At 71.7% G+C, this 17,191-nt stretch carries 16 protein-coding genes and 1 pseudogene; 10 read left to right on the top strand and 7 right to left on the bottom strand.

From position 1 onward, the window contains the following. The first annotated feature begins 35 nt into the window (after positions 1 to 35). From VET29_RS27865 to VET29_RS27845, 5 genes are all read left to right on the top strand, one after another. Entirely contained in the window at positions 36 to 692 is a 657-nt protein-coding gene (locus VET29_RS27865; protein WP_324925745.1) for a hypothetical protein, read from the top strand. After that, complete coding sequence (locus VET29_RS27860) at positions 689 to 1,516, top strand: protein phosphatase 2C domain-containing protein (RefSeq protein ID WP_324925743.1); 828 nt, start codon at positions 689 to 691, stop codon at positions 1,514 to 1,516. The genes VET29_RS27865 and VET29_RS27860 overlap by 4 nt, the downstream gene beginning before the upstream one ends. Beyond that, complete coding sequence (locus VET29_RS27855) at positions 1,513 to 2,310, top strand: hypothetical protein (protein ID WP_324925741.1); 798 nt, start codon at positions 1,513 to 1,515, stop codon at positions 2,308 to 2,310. Before VET29_RS27860 ends, VET29_RS27855 begins: the two co-directional genes overlap by 4 nt. A gap of 133 nt (positions 2,311 to 2,443) precedes the next feature. After that, on the top strand, positions 2,444 to 2,605 hold the full coding sequence (locus VET29_RS27850; RefSeq protein WP_324925739.1) for a hypothetical protein: 162 nt from the start codon (positions 2,444 to 2,446) through the stop codon (positions 2,603 to 2,605). A 71-nt stretch (positions 2,606 to 2,676) separates the two neighbouring features. Next, positions 2,677 to 3,531: a hypothetical protein gene (locus tag VET29_RS27845; RefSeq protein WP_324925737.1), complete on the top strand. Its 855-nt coding sequence runs from the start codon at positions 2,677 to 2,679 to the stop codon at positions 3,529 to 3,531. Positions 3,532 to 3,581: 50 nt separating this feature from the next. On the opposite strand, the gene VET29_RS27840 is transcribed toward VET29_RS27845, so the two are convergent. Further along, entirely contained in the window at positions 3,582 to 4,598 is a 1,017-nt protein-coding gene (locus VET29_RS27840) for a LacI family DNA-binding transcriptional regulator (protein WP_324925735.1), read from the bottom strand. Between the two features lie 480 nt (positions 4,599 to 5,078). On the opposite strand from VET29_RS27840, the gene VET29_RS27835 reads away from it, so the two are divergent. The 4 genes from VET29_RS27835 (at position 5,079) to VET29_RS27820 (ending at position 9,953) form a co-directional block, all read left to right on the top strand. Further along, on the top strand, positions 5,079 to 7,286 hold the full coding sequence (locus tag VET29_RS27835) for a glycoside hydrolase family 3 N-terminal domain-containing protein (protein ID WP_324925733.1): 2,208 nt from the start codon (positions 5,079 to 5,081) through the stop codon (positions 7,284 to 7,286). Between the two features lie 173 nt (positions 7,287 to 7,459). Continuing rightward, on the top strand, positions 7,460 to 7,981 hold the full coding sequence (locus VET29_RS27830; protein ID WP_324925731.1) for a SigE family RNA polymerase sigma factor: 522 nt from the start codon (positions 7,460 to 7,462) through the stop codon (positions 7,979 to 7,981). Continuing rightward, the gene (locus VET29_RS27825; protein WP_324925729.1) at positions 7,978 to 9,072 is read left to right on the top strand and encodes a hypothetical protein; all 1,095 of its coding nucleotides are present in this window, start codon (positions 7,978 to 7,980) and stop codon (positions 9,070 to 9,072) included. The genes VET29_RS27830 and VET29_RS27825 overlap by 4 nt, the downstream gene beginning before the upstream one ends. A gap of 98 nt (positions 9,073 to 9,170) precedes the next feature. After that, entirely contained in the window at positions 9,171 to 9,953 is a 783-nt protein-coding gene (locus tag VET29_RS27820) for a helix-turn-helix transcriptional regulator (RefSeq protein WP_324925727.1), read from the top strand. Positions 9,954 to 9,980: 27 nt separating this feature from the next. On the opposite strand, the gene pcaC is transcribed toward VET29_RS27820, so the two are convergent. From pcaC to VET29_RS27805, 3 genes and pseudogenes are all read right to left on the bottom strand, one after another. After that, entirely contained in the window at positions 9,981 to 10,355 is a 375-nt protein-coding gene (gene pcaC, locus VET29_RS27815) for a 4-carboxymuconolactone decarboxylase (RefSeq protein WP_324925856.1), read from the bottom strand. A 36-nt stretch (positions 10,356 to 10,391) separates the two neighbouring features. Further along, positions 10,392 to 11,105: pseudogene (gene pcaD, locus VET29_RS27810) on the bottom strand (3-oxoadipate enol-lactonase); the annotation flags it as partial. After that, complete coding sequence (locus VET29_RS27805; protein ID WP_324925725.1) at positions 11,102 to 11,875, bottom strand: PIG-L family deacetylase; 774 nt, start codon at positions 11,873 to 11,875, stop codon at positions 11,102 to 11,104. The pseudogene pcaD and the gene VET29_RS27805, both read right to left, overlap by 4 nt. A gap of 41 nt (positions 11,876 to 11,916) precedes the next feature. On the opposite strand from VET29_RS27805, the gene VET29_RS27800 reads away from it, so the two are divergent. Continuing rightward, positions 11,917 to 13,113, top strand: a complete 1,197-nt coding sequence (locus tag VET29_RS27800; RefSeq protein ID WP_324925723.1) for a DUF4241 domain-containing protein — start codon at positions 11,917 to 11,919, stop codon at positions 13,111 to 13,113. A gap of 57 nt (positions 13,114 to 13,170) precedes the next feature. Here VET29_RS27800 and VET29_RS27795 read toward each other — a convergent pair whose 3' ends face one another. The 3 genes from VET29_RS27795 to VET29_RS27785 form a co-directional block, all read right to left on the bottom strand. After that, positions 13,171 to 14,436, bottom strand: coding sequence for an MFS transporter (locus VET29_RS27795; protein ID WP_324925722.1), 1,266 nt, complete (start codon positions 14,434 to 14,436; stop codon positions 13,171 to 13,173). 124 nt (positions 14,437 to 14,560) lie between these two features. Next, a complete protein-coding gene (locus VET29_RS27790; protein WP_324925720.1) occupies positions 14,561 to 16,201 on the bottom strand; it encodes an ABC transporter permease in 1,641 nt (546 codons plus the stop codon). After that, complete coding sequence (locus VET29_RS27785) at positions 16,198 to 17,121, bottom strand: ABC transporter ATP-binding protein (RefSeq protein WP_324925718.1); 924 nt, start codon at positions 17,119 to 17,121, stop codon at positions 16,198 to 16,200. The genes VET29_RS27790 and VET29_RS27785 overlap by 4 nt, the downstream gene beginning before the upstream one ends. Between the last annotated feature and the right edge of the window lie 70 nt (positions 17,122 to 17,191).

Genomic DNA, 17,191 nt, shown 5'->3' with positions numbered 1-17,191 from the left:
CGCGTCATCCTCCCCCCAGTAGGAGGAGACAAAGAATGCCAGAAGAAATACTGCCTTTCTACGTGGTGTGCGACCAGTCATATTCGATGGCCGATCACCTCGATGCGTTGAACGACGGGCTGGCGCAGCTGCACGCCGCGGTCGGCACCGATCCCGTGGTCGCCGACAAAACCAGATTCTGCCTCATCGGATTCTCCGGCGAGGCCGTCGTGCTGCAGGCGTTGTGCCGCCCGAGCGACGTCGTCGGCCTCACCGATCTCACCACCCATCCGGCCACCAGCTTCGGCGAGGCGTTCACCCTGCTACGCGAGACGATCGAGAACGACGTCGACGAACTGAAGGCGCGCGGCGACCAGGTGTACCGGCCGGCGGTCTTCTTCCTGTCCGACGGGCATCCGACCGACCACACGACCTGGGAAGCGGCCTACGAGCGGCTCGTCGACCCGGACTGGCCGGCCCGGCCGAACATCATCGCGTTCGGCATCGGGGACGCGGACGCCACGACCATCCGCCAGATCGGCACCGTCCAGGCGTTCATGAGCCAGGGCGGTGTCAGCCCGGCGGCCGCGCTGCACGGCTTCGCGCACGCGCTGACCACGTCGGTGGTCGGCGCCAACGACGAGGGTGACGTGGCGTTGCGGGTACCCACCCGGATCGACGGCTTCACCACGCTGCGGGTGGACCAGCTATGACGGCCATGAAGGAGTTCTGGGGGGACACCGGGGTCTTCCGGCCGCGCGAGCTGGGGCCGCCGTCGCGTACGGCCGGTGTGCCGTGGCGGCTGGACCCCGTGGCGGACGTGCCCGACACGGTCATCGACGCGGGACGGGTCGGTCAGCTGGAGATCCGCGCCGCCTCCGCCCGCGGCGCCACGCACCGCGAACGCGGCGAGGTCCGGCAGGACGTGTTCGGGGTGACCTCCGTCGGCGACCGGTACGTGCTCGCCGCGGTGGCGGACGGCCTGGGCGCGGCGTCCCACGCGCACCGCGGCGCGCAGCTCGCCGTCCGGCACGCGATCGGCTACCTCGCGTGGGCGCTGCCGGGGTCGGACCTCGACGTGGTGGACATGGTCAGCGCGCTGCGCAAGGCCGACGAGGCGGTGCGGAACGCCGGGCCGGCGCCGGAGTCCCGCTCGACCACGCTCACCATCGCGGCCATCGAGCTGGGCTGGGCCGGGCAGGGACACCGGTTCCGCGCCGTCCGGGTGGGGGACAGCCCGGCGCTGGTACTGACCGGCGGGACGTTCCTGCCGCTGTTCGTCAAGCGGACCCAGGCGGACGAGTGCCTGCCGTCGCCGCGCGGGCCGGCGGACGGGGCACGCGGCGTGTTGCATGCGGGGGAGGCACTGGTGCTCGCGACGAGCGGGATCGGCAGGCCGGTCCGGGAGACGACGGTCGGCACGTACCTGGCGCAGTCGTGGGCGGAGCCGCCGGGGCCGGTCGCGTACCTGCACCAGCTGCACTTCGACCTGCGTGGGTTCGACGAAGACAGGACGGCCGTGGTGGTCTGGGCATGACGGATGTGGCCCTGGCCGACCTGACCGCCTCGACCAGGGTCGCGGACGGCGGTCAGGGCACGGTGTTCCGGCTCGCCGACCCGCCCGGGATGATGCTGAAGCTGTACCACCCCGGGCTCGCGGTCCTGTCCGAAGAGCTGGGCCGGCTGATCGAGACGGGCCGCGGCGAGCTGCGTGCGGTGCCGGTCGCCTGGCCCAGTGGGCGGGTGTTCGACGGCGGCCGATGCGTCGGGCTGCTCATGCCGGAGGTGCCCGCGCGGTTCGCGACGTCGCTGGCCGGGCGGCGGCGGTTGCTGGAGCTGCAGTTCCTGCTCTACCCGCGGCGTGCGATGTGGGCGGACCTGGCGCTGCCGGACGCGGCGCAACGGCGGCGGATCGCGGCGGCGTATGTCGAGCTGTTCCAGGCACTGCACTCGGGCGAGGTCGTGGTCGGGGACGTGTCGATGCGCAACCTGCTGTGGACACTCGTCGGCGGGCCGTCGGTGTTCGCCATCGACTGTGACGGGTTCCGGCTGGCGGGCCGGCCGCCGGCGGTGCGGCCGGCCGGGACGGCGGGTTGGGTGGACCCGGCCGGGCCGAGCGAGGCGACGGTCGACACCGACCGGTACAAGCTCGCGCTGGTGACGTTGCGGGTGCTGCTCGGCGACCACGCGGTGACGCCGGAGGACGTGTGCCAGAAGGAGTCCCTGCGGCGGCGGCTCGACCCCGACCTGGTGGCACTCGCGCGGTACGCGGCCCTGCCAGGGCGGCGGCCACCGCCCGAATGCTGGCTCGGCGGGCTCGGGAACGCGTGATGTGGCTCGTAGGGGTGGTCACATCACGCGTTTCCCGTTTCCAATTCCGCGCGGCATCGGGGAACCGGTATTCAGGGGTGCGCGGGGAGCGCATTCTGGAATTCGGTACTCGGGATGTTTCGTGGAGGCTCCGATGAAGATTGTCGTCTCAGCCGCGGGAATGACGCGGTTGCTCACGCTCTGTTTCGTGCTCGGGATCGTGCTCGGGATGTACTTCGGCTTCGCGGGCGGCTCGCCGAACGTCGGGCCGCCCGTGGTGGACCACTCCGTGGGAGTCGACGCCACCGCGCCGTGAGTGGACACCGTTGGAACGTTTTGCCGCCGCAGGGCGACTGTCGAACTGAATTCGTTGTGGAGGAGTGCACGATGGCCGCACACGCCGAGTTGGTCAGTGACCTCAAGGCGTTGCGCAAGGGGCGTGGCCTGTACGTCAACAATGTCGGCGAGCGGGTCGGGCACACGCTGCGCGATCTTTGTGGGGTGACCGAAAAGGACGGTCCGGGGGAAATTCGGGTGCGGGTCGCGCAGCGGCTCGAGCACTTGGCGGTCGACCTGCCGGACGACCTGAGGATAGCGGTACTGGCGGCGATGGGGTTGATTCCCGCGGCCCGCCACCCGCTGTACCAGGAACGCGTCGGCTGGATCGCGGAGCGCATCGGCCGCGACCCGCGCACCGCCCGCCGCCGGATAGACGACGCGATTCACCAGCTCGCGCAGCTGGCATTCGCGACCATGCGGTTGCGTGGCGCGGCCGAGCCGGCGGCGGGGTGGCACACGGCGACGACACGGGTGTTCGTGACGCTGGAGGGACCGGTCACGGAGGCACTGGAGAACCACCGGATCGTCGCGGCTCACGACGGTCTGCGGGAGATCGAGCTGGCGACGGTGTTCGGTCAGCCCGCGGTGCTGAGCGGCGGCACGCTGCGCGGCGGGATGCTGGTGCTGCCGGCCCCGCTGCCCGCCGGCGAGTCGCACGACTTCTGGGTGCGGTCCCGCAATCCCGTGCGGCCACGGCAGTTCACGTACGTGCCCCGCCGCCGGTGCGACTACCTGGAGCTACGCGTCCACTTCGACTGCGACAGCCTGCCGCACACGGTGTCCCGCCTGCAGGGCCGCCCACCCCGCGACCGCGGCCGCGTCCCGCTCAACCACTCCGGCGAGGTCCAACTCGTCTTCCGCGACGCGGTCCGCGGCGTGGCCTACGGCGCCCGCTGGGACTAGGGGGAACCGAACGGCGCGCCCGGTGCACGGGACGCGCCGTTCGGCACGAGTCAGGGTGTGGTGTGTGGGGCTGTGCTGTTGCGGACGATGAGGTCCGTGGCCAGCTCGACGCGCGGACTCTCCGTCTCCTCTCCGCGCGACAGCCGCAGGAGCATCCGGGCCGCCAGGGTCCCCATCTCCGCAAGGGGTTGCCGGACCGTCGTGAGTGGTGGTGACGCCCACCGGGCCTCCGGCAGGTCGTCGAAGCCCACCACGCTCACGTCCTCCGGCACCCGCAGCCCGCGCTGCCGCAACCCCTCGTACACCCCGAACGCCATCTGGTCGCTCGACGCGAAGATGGCCGTCGGCGGGTCCGCGACGGTCATCAGCGACGACGCGCCCCGGAAGCCGGACTCGTGGTAGAAGTCGCCCGGCTGGATCAGCTCGTCCGACACCGGTAGGCCGGCCGCGTCCAGTGCCGCTCGGTAACCATCCATCCGTGCGCGGCTGCACAGCAGGGACGGCGGGCCCGCTATGAAGCCGATCCGCCGGTGTCCCAGCGACGTCAGGTGCTCCGTCGCCGCTCGGCCGCCCGCCCAGTTCGTCGCGCCGATCGTCGGAACTTCCAGGGCTGGCCCGCCGGCCGGGTCGATCACCACGGCCGGCACGTTCAACCGCTTCAGCTCCGCCTGGTGGGACGGCTGCAGCGTCGACGTCACCAGGATGACCCCGTCCGACTTGCGTGCCCGCAGGTTGTCCAGCCACTGCCTGGTCGCCGCCGAGTGGCGGTGGATGGCGCTCACGACCGTGCCCACCTGCGCCGCGTGCGCGACGTCCTCGACGCCGCGGATGATCTCCACGGCCCAGGGGCTGTCCAGGTCGTTGAACACCAGGTCGACCAGGCCGGCGTGCTCCCCGCGCCGCGACCCGCGCCGCTGGTACCCGTGTTGGGCCAGCAGCGCCTCGATCCTGGCGCGGGTCGTCGGGGACACGTCCGAACGGCCGTTCAGCACGCGGGACACGGTCGGCACCGACACGCCCGCCTCGGCCGCGATGACGTTGATCGTCACCTTGCGTTCTCTTGCCACAGTCGCTCCCGAGCCAGTTCCGAAAGTTCCGGAAAGTCTACTTGCTACCCATCTCGGCGAGCCCGCGATCAGCCATCGACGCGCCATCGGGTACAGCACGAACACCGGCCGCGCGGTCGGCGGCACCGCCATGATCGTTCCCGGCACGTTGCGCTGGAACTGGCTGGTCAGCGACAGTACCCGGGTGGACGGGACGGACACCGGGGCCCGGCGCGCGGAGCAAGCCGGGGAAGGACCTTCTGGGGAGCCGCTGGGGGACCATGGCCGTGCCTTTCGATTTACTGGCCCGCGCACAGAGGCTGGACACGAATCGCCCCAGTGCGATCGACATGTCGAAAGTTTCGGAATTCATCCGGTACTTAGGAGGGAGATTACGACGGGCGTTACCGTGGGGTCAATCCCTTGCTACCAGTAGTTCTCGCCGTTAGCTTGGGAAACGACCTAGTATGTGGGTCGAAACTTTCGGGATTGGAGTGCGGGATGCGCGACGAGCCGTGGCGCGATCCAGCGCGCCCCGCCGCCGAGCGGGTCGCCGACCTGGTTGGCCGGATGACGCTGCGGGAGAAGCTGGCGCAGCTGTACGGGGTGTGGCTCGGACAGTCCTCTTCGGACGGCGAGGACGACGTGGCGCCGTTCCAGCATGATCTGGTCGACGACGACCTGAACTGGCTGGAGCTGATCAAGAACGGGCTGGGGCAGCTGACCCGGCCGTTCGGCAGCGCGCCGATCGAGCCGGCCGCCGGCGCGGCCAGGCTCGCCCAGCTGCAGGCGGAGATCACGGCGGCGGGGCGGTTCGGCATCCCGGCCATCGCGCACGAGGAGTGCCTGACGGGGTTCATGACCCACTGCGCGACGGTCTACCCGACGCCGCTGGCATGGGGCGCCGCGTGGTCGCCCGACCTGGTCGAGGAGATGGCCGCGACGATCGGCGCCAGCATGTACGCGGTGGGGATCCACCAGGGGCTCGCGCCCGTGCTGGACGTGACGCGGGACGTGCGCTGGGGCCGCACCGAGGAGACCATCGGCGAGGACCCGCACCTGGTCGCGACCATCGGCACTGCCTACGTCCGCGGCCTGCGGTCGGCCGGGATCATGACCACTCTCAAGCACTTCGTTGGCTACTCGGCGTCCCGCGACGCCCGCAACTTCGGCCCGGTCGCGATCGGCCCGCGTGAGCTGGCGGACGTGCTGCTGCCGCCGTTCCTCGCGGCGGTGCGCGCGGGTGCGGAGTCGGTGATGCACTCGTACGCGGACGTCGACGGGGTGCCGCCGGCGGCCAACCGCGCGCTGCTGACCGAGCTCCTGCGGGAGAAGTGGGGATTCGACGGGACGGTCGTCTCGGACTACTTCGGCGTCACGTTCCTCGAGACTCAGCACAAGCTCGCGGCGAACCAGGGCCACGCGGCGGGGATCGCGCTCGCCGCCGGGCTGGACGTCGAGCTGCCGAACGTGCGCTGCTACGGCACCCCGCTGCTGGACGCGGTGCTGGCCGGCGACGTGCCGGAGTCCGATGTGGACATCGCGCTGACCAGGGTGCTGCGGCAGAAGTGCGAGCTCGGCCTGCTCGACCCCGGCTGGGAGTCGCCACAGCCGTCCGCCGTGGACTTCGACCCGCCGGCCGCCCGGGCGCTGGCCCGCCGGCTCGCCGAGGAGTCGGTGGTGCTGCTGTCGAACGACGGCGTGCTCCCGCTGCGGCCCGGGGTCCGGGTCGCGCTGGTCGGCGCGCAGGCGGACACCGCGTCGGCCATGCTCGGCTGCTACACGTTCCCGCAGCACATCCCGTCGGCCAAGGGCGGCGTCGCGATCCCCACCCTGCGGGAGTCACTCGACGTGACCTACGCCGAGGGTGGCGACGAGGCGGTCGCGGCGGCCAGGGACGCGGACGTGTGCGTGGTCGCCGTGGGTGACACGTCCGGGTTGTTCGGGCGCGGCACGTCCGGCGAGGGCACCGACGCCGCCAACCTGGTGCTGCCGGGCGCGGACCTGCTGGACGCGATGCTCGCGACGGGCACCCCGGTCGTGCTGGTGCTGCTGACCGGGCGCCCGTACGCGCTGGGGGCCTACCAGGACCGGTGCGCCGCGATCGTGCAGGCGTTCTTCCCGGGGGAGGAGGGCGGGCCAGCCGTCGCCGGGGTGCTGACCGGGCGTGTCTCCCCGAGCGGCCGGCTGCCCGTCAGCGTGCCGGCGGACCCGCACATGACGCCGACGTCCTACCTCACGCCGCCGCTCGGCCGCCTCAACGACGCGAGCTCGGTCGACCCGACGCCGGCCTTCCCGTTCGGGCACGGGCTTTCCTACACGAAGTTCGACTGGTCCGGCTTCGAGGGCGACGGGATGAACGTGGCGGTGACCGTGACCAACACCGGGCCGGTCGCCGGCGCGGAGGTCGTCCAGTTGTACCTGCACGACCCGGTCGCGCAGGTGGTCAGGCCGGTCGTGAAGCTGCTGGGGTACGCGAAGGTGCGGCTGGCGCCGGGGGAGTCCCGGCGGGTGTCGTTCACCGTGCCGCCGGAGGCGACCGCGTTCACCGGCCTGTCCGGCCGGCGGATCGTGGAGCCGGGCGAGGTGGAGCTGCGACTGGCCGCCTCCGCCGCGGACGTGCGGCAAACGTTTGCCGCGACCATTTCCGGTCCAGTGCGGGAGATCGGCCCGAGCGAGGAGCGCGACGTCTCGATCACCGTGAGGTGACCCCACCGGCGTCGACGCGCTGACGGCACCCGTGGCTGGCGCTGTGCCGCCACGACGGCAGTGGCCGCACGTCGACGCCGGTTTTCGTGGAACGCGTGCCAACAGTGGTCTTCACCCAACCGTGATGCAATGTCCCGGGCGGCCCGTGCGTGGGTACCACTGGAGGTGGTCGCATGGGGAACAGTGAGGATCCACCGGACTTCCAGTCCTGGGTCAGAACGCACGGCGACGCGTTGATGCGGTTCGCGTATCTGGTGATCGGTGACCGCGACCGTGCCGCCGACGCGGTACAGGACGCGCTGGTGTCCGCCTGTCAACGCTGGCAGCGCATCGTCACGCACGGCAGCCCGGACGCCTACCTGCGTCGGTGCGTCGTGAACGCGGACAACTCGCGCTGGCGGCGGTTCCTGCGCAGGGAGCGGCTGGAACCCGACCCGACGTTGTTCGCCCGTCCGAGCACGACGGTCGACACCGCCGGCCAGGTCGTCCTCGAGGACGCCATGTGGTCGTTGTGCCGGCAGCTCCCGCCCCGGCAACGCGCCGCGATCGTGCTGCGCTACTACGACGACCGAGCCGACGCGGAGATCGCGGCGATACTGGGATGTTCGGCGAACACCGTCCGTTCCCAGATCCACCGTGGCCTCGCCACCCTCCGCACCAGCATCCACGCAACCGAGGAGGCGGCCACGCCATGACCAGTCCAGACGACGAGTTGACAGCCGCACTGACGCACACGCTGCGGCACCACGCCGAGGAGGCACCGTCGACGGACGGCCTCCCCGAGAAGGCCATGGCGATCGCCACCCGGCGCCGCCGGCGCCGCGTCAACGCCTCCATCGCGGCGATCGTGGTGCTCGTGGTGGGCGTTCCGGTGGCGGTCATGCGGACGGTCGACGGCGGCAACGGCACCCCGTCGGGACCCGCCGTCGCGGCCAAAGCGGACCAGGCCGACCCGGGGCGGCGGTGGGAGTCCTACCACGGCGTCGAGGTCCAGGTGCCGGAGGACTGGGGGTACGGCATCTTTCAGCTGACCCCCTGTCTTTCACAGGAAACACGCGAGAAGTGGCATGCCCAGCCCGGCGTCGTCGGACGCCCAGGGCCCATCGCCGCAGTAGGGTGCACGATCGATTGGCGGCCTTCCGACTTCTGGGAGAACTGGCTCGTCTTCGCCGACAACGGCAAGGTCGGGAAAGACGAGTTCGAGGGCGGCTGGGTCAAGGAGACGCGCCGGATCAACGGGGTGTTCGTCAGCGTCTTCAGCAAGGACGCCGCGCTGCGCAAGTCGATCTTCGACACCGCTCGGCCCGTCGGGGGTATCGACGCGAACGGCTGCCCGAGTGATCATCCGGTCACCGCGGACCCGGGTTCCTACCGGCCTGACGCCGGAGGAGGGCTGCCCCCGACCGACACGGTCACCTCGATCTCCGTGTGCCGGTACGCACTGAAGTCGCTCTCCACGCCCTCGCTGCTGTCGTCCGGCCGCATCACCGGCAGGACGGCGGAAGAGGCCGTGGACGCCCTCCGGTCGGCACCCGAGGGGGTGGGTCCCGACTCCGAGAACGGCACCCCGGGCCGCTTCGGGGAAGAGATCTCCGTCGTGCGGCTCAACACCGCCGGCGGCACCCACGAGGTGGTCGTGCGTTACGGCAATGAGGTGGGGAACGGTTTCGACGACGGGACTACGAAGCGCAGGCTCACCGCCGACACACTCCGCCTACTGTTCAGCAAAGGCAACCACCCGGGGACATTCAACGTGTCCGTCGCCGACCTGATGCCGAGACAGTAGGAGTCCCGCGCCGGAGTCTCCGTAGTGGATGTACCGCCACTGCAGTTTCACGTACGTATCTGTGGGCGTTTCATCCGCTCTTGTCCCCTGTGGCCGACTTGACCGCACGTGACCTACGACGCGCCCTCGACCTGTTGCGACAGCTGAACTCCGACGACACCGACGACGAGGTGGCGCGCACGAGCCTGGCCGCCTTCGAGCGGCTGGTCGGCTGTGACATGTCCGGCGTGATCGGCAGCGACCACGTGTCCCGCCGGCTGACGACCGTCAGCATCACCCGGCCGGAACGCAACATGCTGGCCCGGCCGGGGTTCGCGGCCGCGGTCATGCAGCATCCCGGTTTCGCGGCCTACCGGTCCGGTCGCCTGTGGATGGGCAGCTCCGCCGCGCTCACCGACCTCACCGACCTGCGGACGCTGAGAAGTCTCCCGCTCTACGTCGACTTCTACCGTCCGGAAAGGACAGTCGACCAGCTGCTGTGCGTGGTGGGCCTCAGGGGCAGGCGCGGCAGCGTGCTCGTGTTCAACCGGTCCCGTCCCGGTTTCTCCCGCCGCGACAAGGCGGTCGTCGACCTGCTGGCACCGCATTTCTCGCAGGCCATGGCCCGCCGGGAGACGGTCGGCGCGCTGCTCGCGGCGGCGCGCCACGCCGAGCGGGACACGACACGGGCGGTCGGACTGGCCGACCTCACCTCGCGAGAGCTACAGGTCGCGGCGCGCGTCGCCGTCGGCGCGACCGACCAGGAGGCCGCACGCACGCTCGGCATCAGCGCGCGGACCGTCCACAAGCACCTCGAGCAGATCTACCGCAAGCTCGACCTCACCAGCCGGGCGGGCCTCACGGCGCTGGTCCACGGGACCGGTCCGGCTCAACGGAGCTGACGGTGTGTCGAGTGCGGATGCCGTGACCTACTCGGCTTCCTCCAGTGTCCGCTTGGCGATGGCGAACGCCGCGTTCCCCGCCGGCGCGCCGGCGTAGACCGCGGTGTGCAGCAGGATCTCGGCGATCTCCGCCTCCGACAACCCGTTGCGCCGGGCGGCGCGGATGTGCATCGGGAGCTCCTCGTGGGCACGCAACGCCGTCAGCGCGGCCAGGGTCACCGCACTGCGGGTCCGGCGGTCCAGGCCGGGGCGGGACCACACGCTGCCCCATGCGCCCTCGGTGACGTACTCCTGGAAGGGCCTGGTGAGCTCGGTCGTCCCGGCCACCGCGCGGTCGACGTGCGCGTCGCCGAGCACCGCGCGTCGTACGGACATGCCCGCGGCGCGCCGGTCCGGACGCAGGTGGTCGACGATCAGGCCGGTGAACGCCGCCGGCTGTTCCACATTGCCCAGGTGCGCCGCGCCCGGCACCACCACCAGCCGGGCGCCCGGCACCGCGTTCGCGATGCGCCGGCCGTGCTCCGGCGGGGTCGCCGGGTCGTCGGCGCCCACGATCACCAGCGTGGGCGCGGTGACCGTCGGCAGGTCGTCCACAATGGACATCTGTTCGATGGCCGTGCAGCACGACGCGTAGCCCTCGGGCGAGTGGCTCGTGAACATCTCCCGCAGCCACGCCACCGTCTCCGGATGGGACTCCGCGAACGCCGGGGTCACCCAGCGGCCGACCGCCGCTTCCGCCAGTGCGGACATCCCCTGCGTGCGGGCGTTCGCGGCCCGTTCCTGCCACATGGACGCCGGGCCCAACTCCGCGGACGTGCAGCACAGCACCAGCCGGTCCACCCGCGCCGGCTCGTGCTCCGCCAGCCACATCCCGACCATGCCGCCCAGCGACAGGCCCACCCACGACACCCGTGCGAGCCCCAGCCGGTCGAGCAGGGCGGCGGCGTCGGAAGCCAGGTCGGCCAGCGTGTACGGGCCGGCCGGCGCCGGGGAGCGGCCGTGTCCCCGGTGGTCGTACCGGATGACCCGGAAGCCCGCCGCCGCAAGGGTTTCCACCTGGGAGTCCCACATGCGCACGTCGCTGCCCAGCGAGTTGGACAGCACCACCGGCGGCCCGTCCGCCGGGCCGGTCAACTCGTGGTACAGGTTCATCCCAGCAGGTCCGTCTCCGTGATGCCCGGCCCCTGACCGGCGCGGATGAACCACTCCGTGCCGAACGCGAGCAGGAACGCCTCGTCCGGCATGGCCAGGAAGAACGACTGCTCGCTGATCTGGCTCGCGTGCGCGCGCATGGCCTGCCGCTTCTGCTCGGCGTACTTGGTCACGTCGACCGCGCAGGTGATCCCGGACTCGGGGGTGCCGAAGTCCTCGGGCATCTCCGGGGCCTCGATGCCGTTCTTCCGGTTGAACTCGCGCAGGCCGGCCAGCGCGCGGTCGCGGTTGATCGTCGCCTGGTACACGCGCGGGGTGCCGGCGAGCTCGGCCGCCCGCATGCCGACCCGGTGCACCTGGATGTGGTCGGGGTGGCCGTAGCCGCCGTGGTCGTCGTAGACCGTCAGGACGTCACAGCTCTCCTCGCGCAGGATGCCGGCGAGCTTCGCCGCCGCCTCCTCGACGTCCGCGGTCCAGAAGGTGCCGGGCTGGTCGTTCGTCGGCTCGCCCATCATCCCGGAGTCGGTGTAGCCGAGGTACTCGACGCGGTCGACGCCCAGAATGTCCGCGGATGCCTGGGTCTCGACGACCCGCCGCTGCCACAGCTCCTCTCCGTCGTCGAGCAGACCCTCGGGTATCTCGCCCAGCTCACCGCGGGTGGCGACCACCAGGACCACCCGGTGACCGTCCTCATGGGCCTTGCGGATCACCCCGCCGCACGCGATGCACTCGTCATCGGGGTGGGCGTGGAACGAGACCAGAGTCGCCATGCCCACGAACCTACGCGAAACCGGTGGTGCAGGATCGCACAGTGACCAATGAGCTGATCGCTGAAGTCGTCTACTGCGAAGGCTGGGACCCGGACTCCGGCCAGGTCGTGCGCCCGCTGCCGGAGGCCGTCGCACGCGAGCGGGACGCGGCCGGCGAGCAGTACGCCGTGGTGCTGCTCGCGGAGGACAGGCCGCTGGCGCTGATCGAGGTGTGCTGGCAGGCCGACCACGCGGCCGCGTGGCTGTTCGACGACGAGGGCCGGCGCGACCGGCTGGTGGAGCTGCGCCGGTTCCCGACCGCCGACGACACCGGCATGCTGGTGCTGCGGCTGGTCGAGGAGTGGGCGTACGAGGCGGGCCAGCCGGAGTTCGGCTCCGGCGTGCCGACGCGCACCGCGGAGTACACGACCGACGGCGAGTGCCACGAGTGGAGCAACGACTGGCCGGAGGCGTCCGAGGCGCTGGAGCCCGCGAAGACGTCCCGGCCGATGACCCGCTTCGGCGACTGGGTGACGCTCGCGTACCTGGACGAGCTGCTGCCGCCGTTGCGCCTCTCGGTGCGCCTGGTCGAGGACCCCGGGCCGGCGCCGGCCGAGCCGCCGTGGCACCCGCCGAGCCCCATGCGGCCGAAGTACCTCGACGAGACCTTTGTGGACGGTGGCAAGTGGCGCCTCGACGACGAGCGTGAGGTGACCGTCGAGGTGTCCGAGGGCGGGCGGCTGTGGCTGCCGAGCGGACAGCTGGTCGCGGCGGACCCCGACCCGTGGATGCACGAGCAGGACCCCTATGTGGACATCGTCGAGCCGGGCGAGTACCCGCTGCTCGTCTCGGTGATCCGCCTGGCCGACGACGAGACCAACACCCGGGTCGCGGCGGCGAAGCTGGTGATCTCCGACGAGCCGACCGTCCGCTGGGAACCGGCCCTCCGCGAGGGCGAGGACGCCCGCATGCTCGGCGACGACAGCTACTTCTCGGTAGGCGTCGACGGTGGCCGGTTGGCCCTGGTGGACCTGGACGTCGCGGAGGCCTACGAGGACACCATCGAGGACGCGTACGACGACATGACGACACAGGTCGTGGACGTCCCGGAGCCGGAGTCGGGCGCCAACCTCCTGGCCGTGGAAACCGGCTGGGGCGACGGCAGCTACCCGGCGTGGGTGGGACGCACGGAGAGCGGAAAGCCGACCAGCTTCGTGTTCGACTTCATGATCCTGCGCGACGCGACCCAGGTGAGCTGAGCTCCTACGGCCGGGCGGTGCTGCCGCCCGGCCGCTCACCGCCGGTCAGCCGACCCCCTACCGCCGAACGCCGGGGTCCGGCAGGCGGTCGTCACATCCCGGCAGTTCGGTCCCCACCGCCTCGGCGGGGGTGGGGTGTCGACGGCTTTCCTTGCCGGGCAACGTCTCCGGTGCGGTCACCCACCCCAGCGCCGCCAGCCCGCACAGCGAGCCCGTCACCGCGAACGCCGTCACGTACGACACGTTGTCCGCCAGCAGGCCGGCCACGATCGGCCCCAGGACGGACCCCAGGTCCGCCGCCATCTGGTACGTCGCCAGCGCCGGACCGCCCCGGCCCCGCGACCCGATCACGTCCGCGACCGTCGCCTGCATCGGCGGACCCAGCAGTCCCGCTCCGAGACCCGCCACGACCGTCGCCGTCAGGAACCACGGGACCGAGACCGTCAGGCCGACCCACACCGTCCCCGCGCCGGACACCAGCAGTCCCGCCAGGATCAGCGGTTTGCGCCCCCACGAGTCCGCCAGCCGCCCCGACACCATCAGCATCGCGACGTTCCCCGCCGCGAACACGCCCAGTGCCGTCCCCGCGAACGCCCCGTCCCGCCGCAGCACCTCCTCGACGAACAGCGGCACCAGCGACACCCGTACCCCGAACACCGCCCAGCCGTTCGCGAACGACGCGCCCAGCGTCGCCACGTACGACCGGTGCCGCAGCGCCGAGCGCAGGGTGAAGTCCGCCGACGTCTCGGTGACCGCCGCCGCCAGCGTCGAGTGCCGCAGGAACCACCACACGAAGACCACGACGACCAGCAACGCCCCCGCGTACACCATGAACGGCGCGCGCAGCGAGATCGTCAGCAGCCCGCCGCCGAACAGGGGACCGGCGACGCTCCCGGTCAGGAACCCGGTGCTCCACAGCCCCGCCGCCCGGCCACGCAGCGGCGCTGGTGTCAACCGGATCAGCAACGCGATGGCCGACACCGTGAACATGCTCGACCCGAACCCGCCCAGCGACCGGAACAGCAGCAGCTGCCAGTAGTTCGCCGCGAACGCGCACGCGCCGGTCGACACCACGACGATCGAGATGCCGGTCAGGTACACCCGCCGCTCGCCGAGCAGCGATACCAGCCGGCCGCTCGCCGGCGCGAACACCAGCCGTGCCACCGCGAACGCGCTCACCACGACCGATGCCGCGGTCACGCTGACGTCGAAGGCACGCGCGAACGTCGGCAGCGCGGGCGCCACCAGCCCGTACCCGACCGCGATGATGAAGTTCGCCGCCACCAGAACCCATACCTCACGGGGCAGGCGCGGCGTCGACACGCTGTACACACTCGCATGTCCCGGACACGAATCGCTCGGGTGGTGACTGCCCTCACCACGGTCCGAGCCCGCGACGGTCGTGCCGTCGCGGGCTCGGGGCGGCGGGCGGCGGGCGGCGGGCGGCTCAGCCGATGTCGCGGCGGCGGAAGCCCACCAGTCCCGCCGCGACCAGCGCGGCCGCGACCAGCGTCAGCGACACCAGCGGCAGCGCGGAGAGGTCACCGCCCGGCAGCTTCGGCGTGTGCGTGAACGGCGAGATGTCCATCGCCCACTGCGGCAGCTCCAGGATCGGCCCCAGCTGGCCGAGCAGCAGGAACGCCACCAGCGCGGCCCAGCCGGCCATGACCCAGGCCGGCGCGAGGCCGAACACCAGCACCGCGATGCCGGTGAGCACCCATGCCGCGGGCACCTGCACCACCGCCGCCCCCAGCACCGGGCCGAACCGGGACATGTCGCCGCTCGCCGCCCCGTGCGCGAAGCCGCCGAACACGCCGAATACGACCATCAGCAGCGTCGTCCCGGTCAGCGCGACCACCACGTGGCTCGCCGCCCAGCGCCACCGGCCGATCCGGGTCGCGAGGATCGGTTCGACGCGGAGCGCTGTCTCCTCGGCGCGCAGGCGCATGGCCGCGGAGATCCCGTACGCCGACACGAGGAGCCCGACGATCCCCATCTCCGCGGACAGGAAAGCGTCCACCAGCCCACGTTCGCCACCGAGCTTCATGATCATCTCGCGTGCGTTGGGGCTGTCGACGAACTCGCCGACCTGCGAGGCGATGCTGCCCATCATCAGGCCGCCGAGCGCCACGCCGACCCCCCAGCCGACGAGCCCGCCGCGCTGTAGCCGCACCGCGAGCCCGAGCGGGCTGGACAGCGACCGGGGCGCCCTGCGCCGGCCGGGCTTCTGCGCCAGGAGCCCGGCGCCGTGGTCGCGCCGCGCGACCAGCAGGTACGCCCCGACCGCCACCAGTCCCGCGAAGAACACCAGGTAGATCAGCACCCACCAGCGGTCCCCGGCGAACGGCCGGACCTGCTGTGCCCAGCCGATCGGCGACAGCCACGACAGCCAGAGCGAGTCGTGGTCGCCCGCGGCGTCCCCGGCCGCGCGCAGCAGGTACGCCGCGGCGAGCACGGCGGCCGCGAGGCCCCGCGCGGTCCGCGCGCCCTCGGTGACCTGCGCGGCCAGCGCGCCGACCGCCGCGAACGCGATCCCCGCGCCGGCCCACGACAGGCCGAACGCGAACGCGCCGGACGCCGGCAGGCCGGTGCCCGCCAGGCTCAGCGCGGTCAGCACCGCGAGCACGAGCGAGATGCCGGTCGACAGCAGCAGCGCCGCGGTCAGCTGTGCGTACCGCCCGACCACCGCCGCGCCGAGCAGCTCGGACCGGCCGGCCTCCTCCTCGGCGCGGGTGTGCCGGATGACCGTGAAGATCGCGACCAGCGCGACGAGCGCCGCCCCCATCGCGCCGAGCTTGAACACGGAGACGGCACCCAGCGAGGTCGGGTCGAACACCCGGCCGTACAGCGCGAGTGTCGCCGGGGTGCCGTTGACGCCGTTCGCGGCCCGCACGCGGGACTCGACCGTCGTGTAGAGGTCCTGCGAGGCCGACGACGAGCTGGCGGCCATGATCACGAACAGCAGGATCCAGACGGGGGCGACGACCCGGTCGCGCCGCAGCGCCAGGCGCAGCAGCGCGCCGGTGCCGGCGAGGCCGTCCCGCTGCCCGGTCGCGGCGGCCGCCGGACGGGCGAGGGTCGTGGTCATTTCGCCACCGCCACGTGCGCGCCGTTCTCCTTGGCCAGGTCGGCCTCGTAGTGGCGGAGGAACAGCTCCTCGAGCGTCGGGGGCTGGCTGGTCAGGCTGCGTACCCCGACCTGGGTCAGCTGCCGCAGCACGGCGTCCAGCTCCTTGGTGTCCACGTCGAAGTGGACGTGTGTGCCGTCGACCTTCAGGTCGTGCACGCCGGGGTGGCCGGCGAGGCCGTTCGGCGCGGCGGCCAGCTCCGCGGTGATGGACGTGCGGGTCAGGTGTCGCAGCTCGGTGAGCGTGCCGGTCTCGACCGTGCGCCCCAGCCGGATGATGCTCACCCGCTCGCACAGCGACTCCACCTCGGCGAGGATGTGGCTCGACAGCAGCACGGTGCGGCCACGCTCGCGCTCCTCGGTGACGCAGTCCTGGAAGACGGCCTCCATCAACGGGTCCAGCCCCGAGGTCGGCTCGTCCAGGATCAGCAGTTCGACGTTCGACGCGAGCGCGGCGACCAGCGCGACCTTCTGCCGGTTGCCCTTGGAGTAGGTCCGGCCCTTCTTGGTCGGGTCTAGGTCGAACCGCTCCAGCAGCTCGGCCCTGCGCTTCTCGTCGAGGCCGCCACGCAGCCGGCCGAGGAGGTCGATGACCTCGCCGCCGGACAGGTTCGGCCACAGCGACACGTCACCCGGCACGTAGGCGAGGCGGCGGTGGAGGGAGGTGGCGTCGGCCCACGGGTCGCCACCGAGCAGGCGGATCTCGCCCTCGTCGGCGCGGAGCAGGCCGAGCAGCACCCTGATGGTGGTCGACTTGCCCGACCCGTTGGGTCCGAGGAAGCCGTGCACCTCCCCGGTGCGCACCGTCAGATCGAGACCGTCGAGCGCGCGTGTCTGGCCGAAGGTCTTGACCAGGCCGGACACGGAGATTGCGGTTGTCATGGTTCGGAACGTAGTGTGTTTTCACAAAGTTGTGAAGTTAAGAAAGCATATAAATCTGACGGGAGTCACA

The sequence above is a fragment of the Actinophytocola sp. genome, from assembly GCF_035634895.1.
Lineage (GTDB): Bacteria > Actinomycetota > Actinomycetes > Mycobacteriales > Pseudonocardiaceae > Actinophytocola.
Note: the sequence above shows the minus strand (reverse complement) of the source record. Positions and strands in the feature narration are given on the sequence as shown.

Bases quoted from the DNA above. Each gene is read 5' to 3' on its own strand.
- VET29_RS27805 (WP_324925725.1), bottom strand. From the start codon at position 11,875: ATGGCGACTCTGGTCTCGTTCCACGCCCACCCCGATGACGAGTGCATC.
- VET29_RS27825 (WP_324925729.1), top strand. From the start codon at position 7,978: ATGACCAGTCCAGACGACGAGTTGACAGCCGCACTGACGCACACGCTG.
- VET29_RS27850 (WP_324925739.1), top strand. From the start codon at position 2,444: ATGAAGATTGTCGTCTCAGCCGCGGGAATGACGCGGTTGCTCACGCTC.
- VET29_RS27845 (WP_324925737.1), top strand. From the start codon at position 2,677: ATGGCCGCACACGCCGAGTTGGTCAGTGACCTCAAGGCGTTGCGCAAG.
- VET29_RS27865 (WP_324925745.1), top strand. From the start codon at position 36: ATGCCAGAAGAAATACTGCCTTTCTACGTGGTGTGCGACCAGTCATAT.
- VET29_RS27785 (WP_324925718.1), bottom strand. From the start codon at position 17,121: ATGACAACCGCAATCTCCGTGTCCGGCCTGGTCAAGACCTTCGGCCAG.
- VET29_RS27855 (WP_324925741.1), top strand. From the start codon at position 1,513: ATGACGGATGTGGCCCTGGCCGACCTGACCGCCTCGACCAGGGTCGCG.
- VET29_RS27835 (WP_324925733.1), top strand. From the start codon at position 5,079: ATGCGCGACGAGCCGTGGCGCGATCCAGCGCGCCCCGCCGCCGAGCGG.
- VET29_RS27860 (WP_324925743.1), top strand. From the start codon at position 689: ATGACGGCCATGAAGGAGTTCTGGGGGGACACCGGGGTCTTCCGGCCG.
- VET29_RS27790 (WP_324925720.1), bottom strand. From the start codon at position 16,201: ATGACCACGACCCTCGCCCGTCCGGCGGCCGCCGCGACCGGGCAGCGG.
- VET29_RS27830 (WP_324925731.1), top strand. From the start codon at position 7,460: ATGGGGAACAGTGAGGATCCACCGGACTTCCAGTCCTGGGTCAGAACG.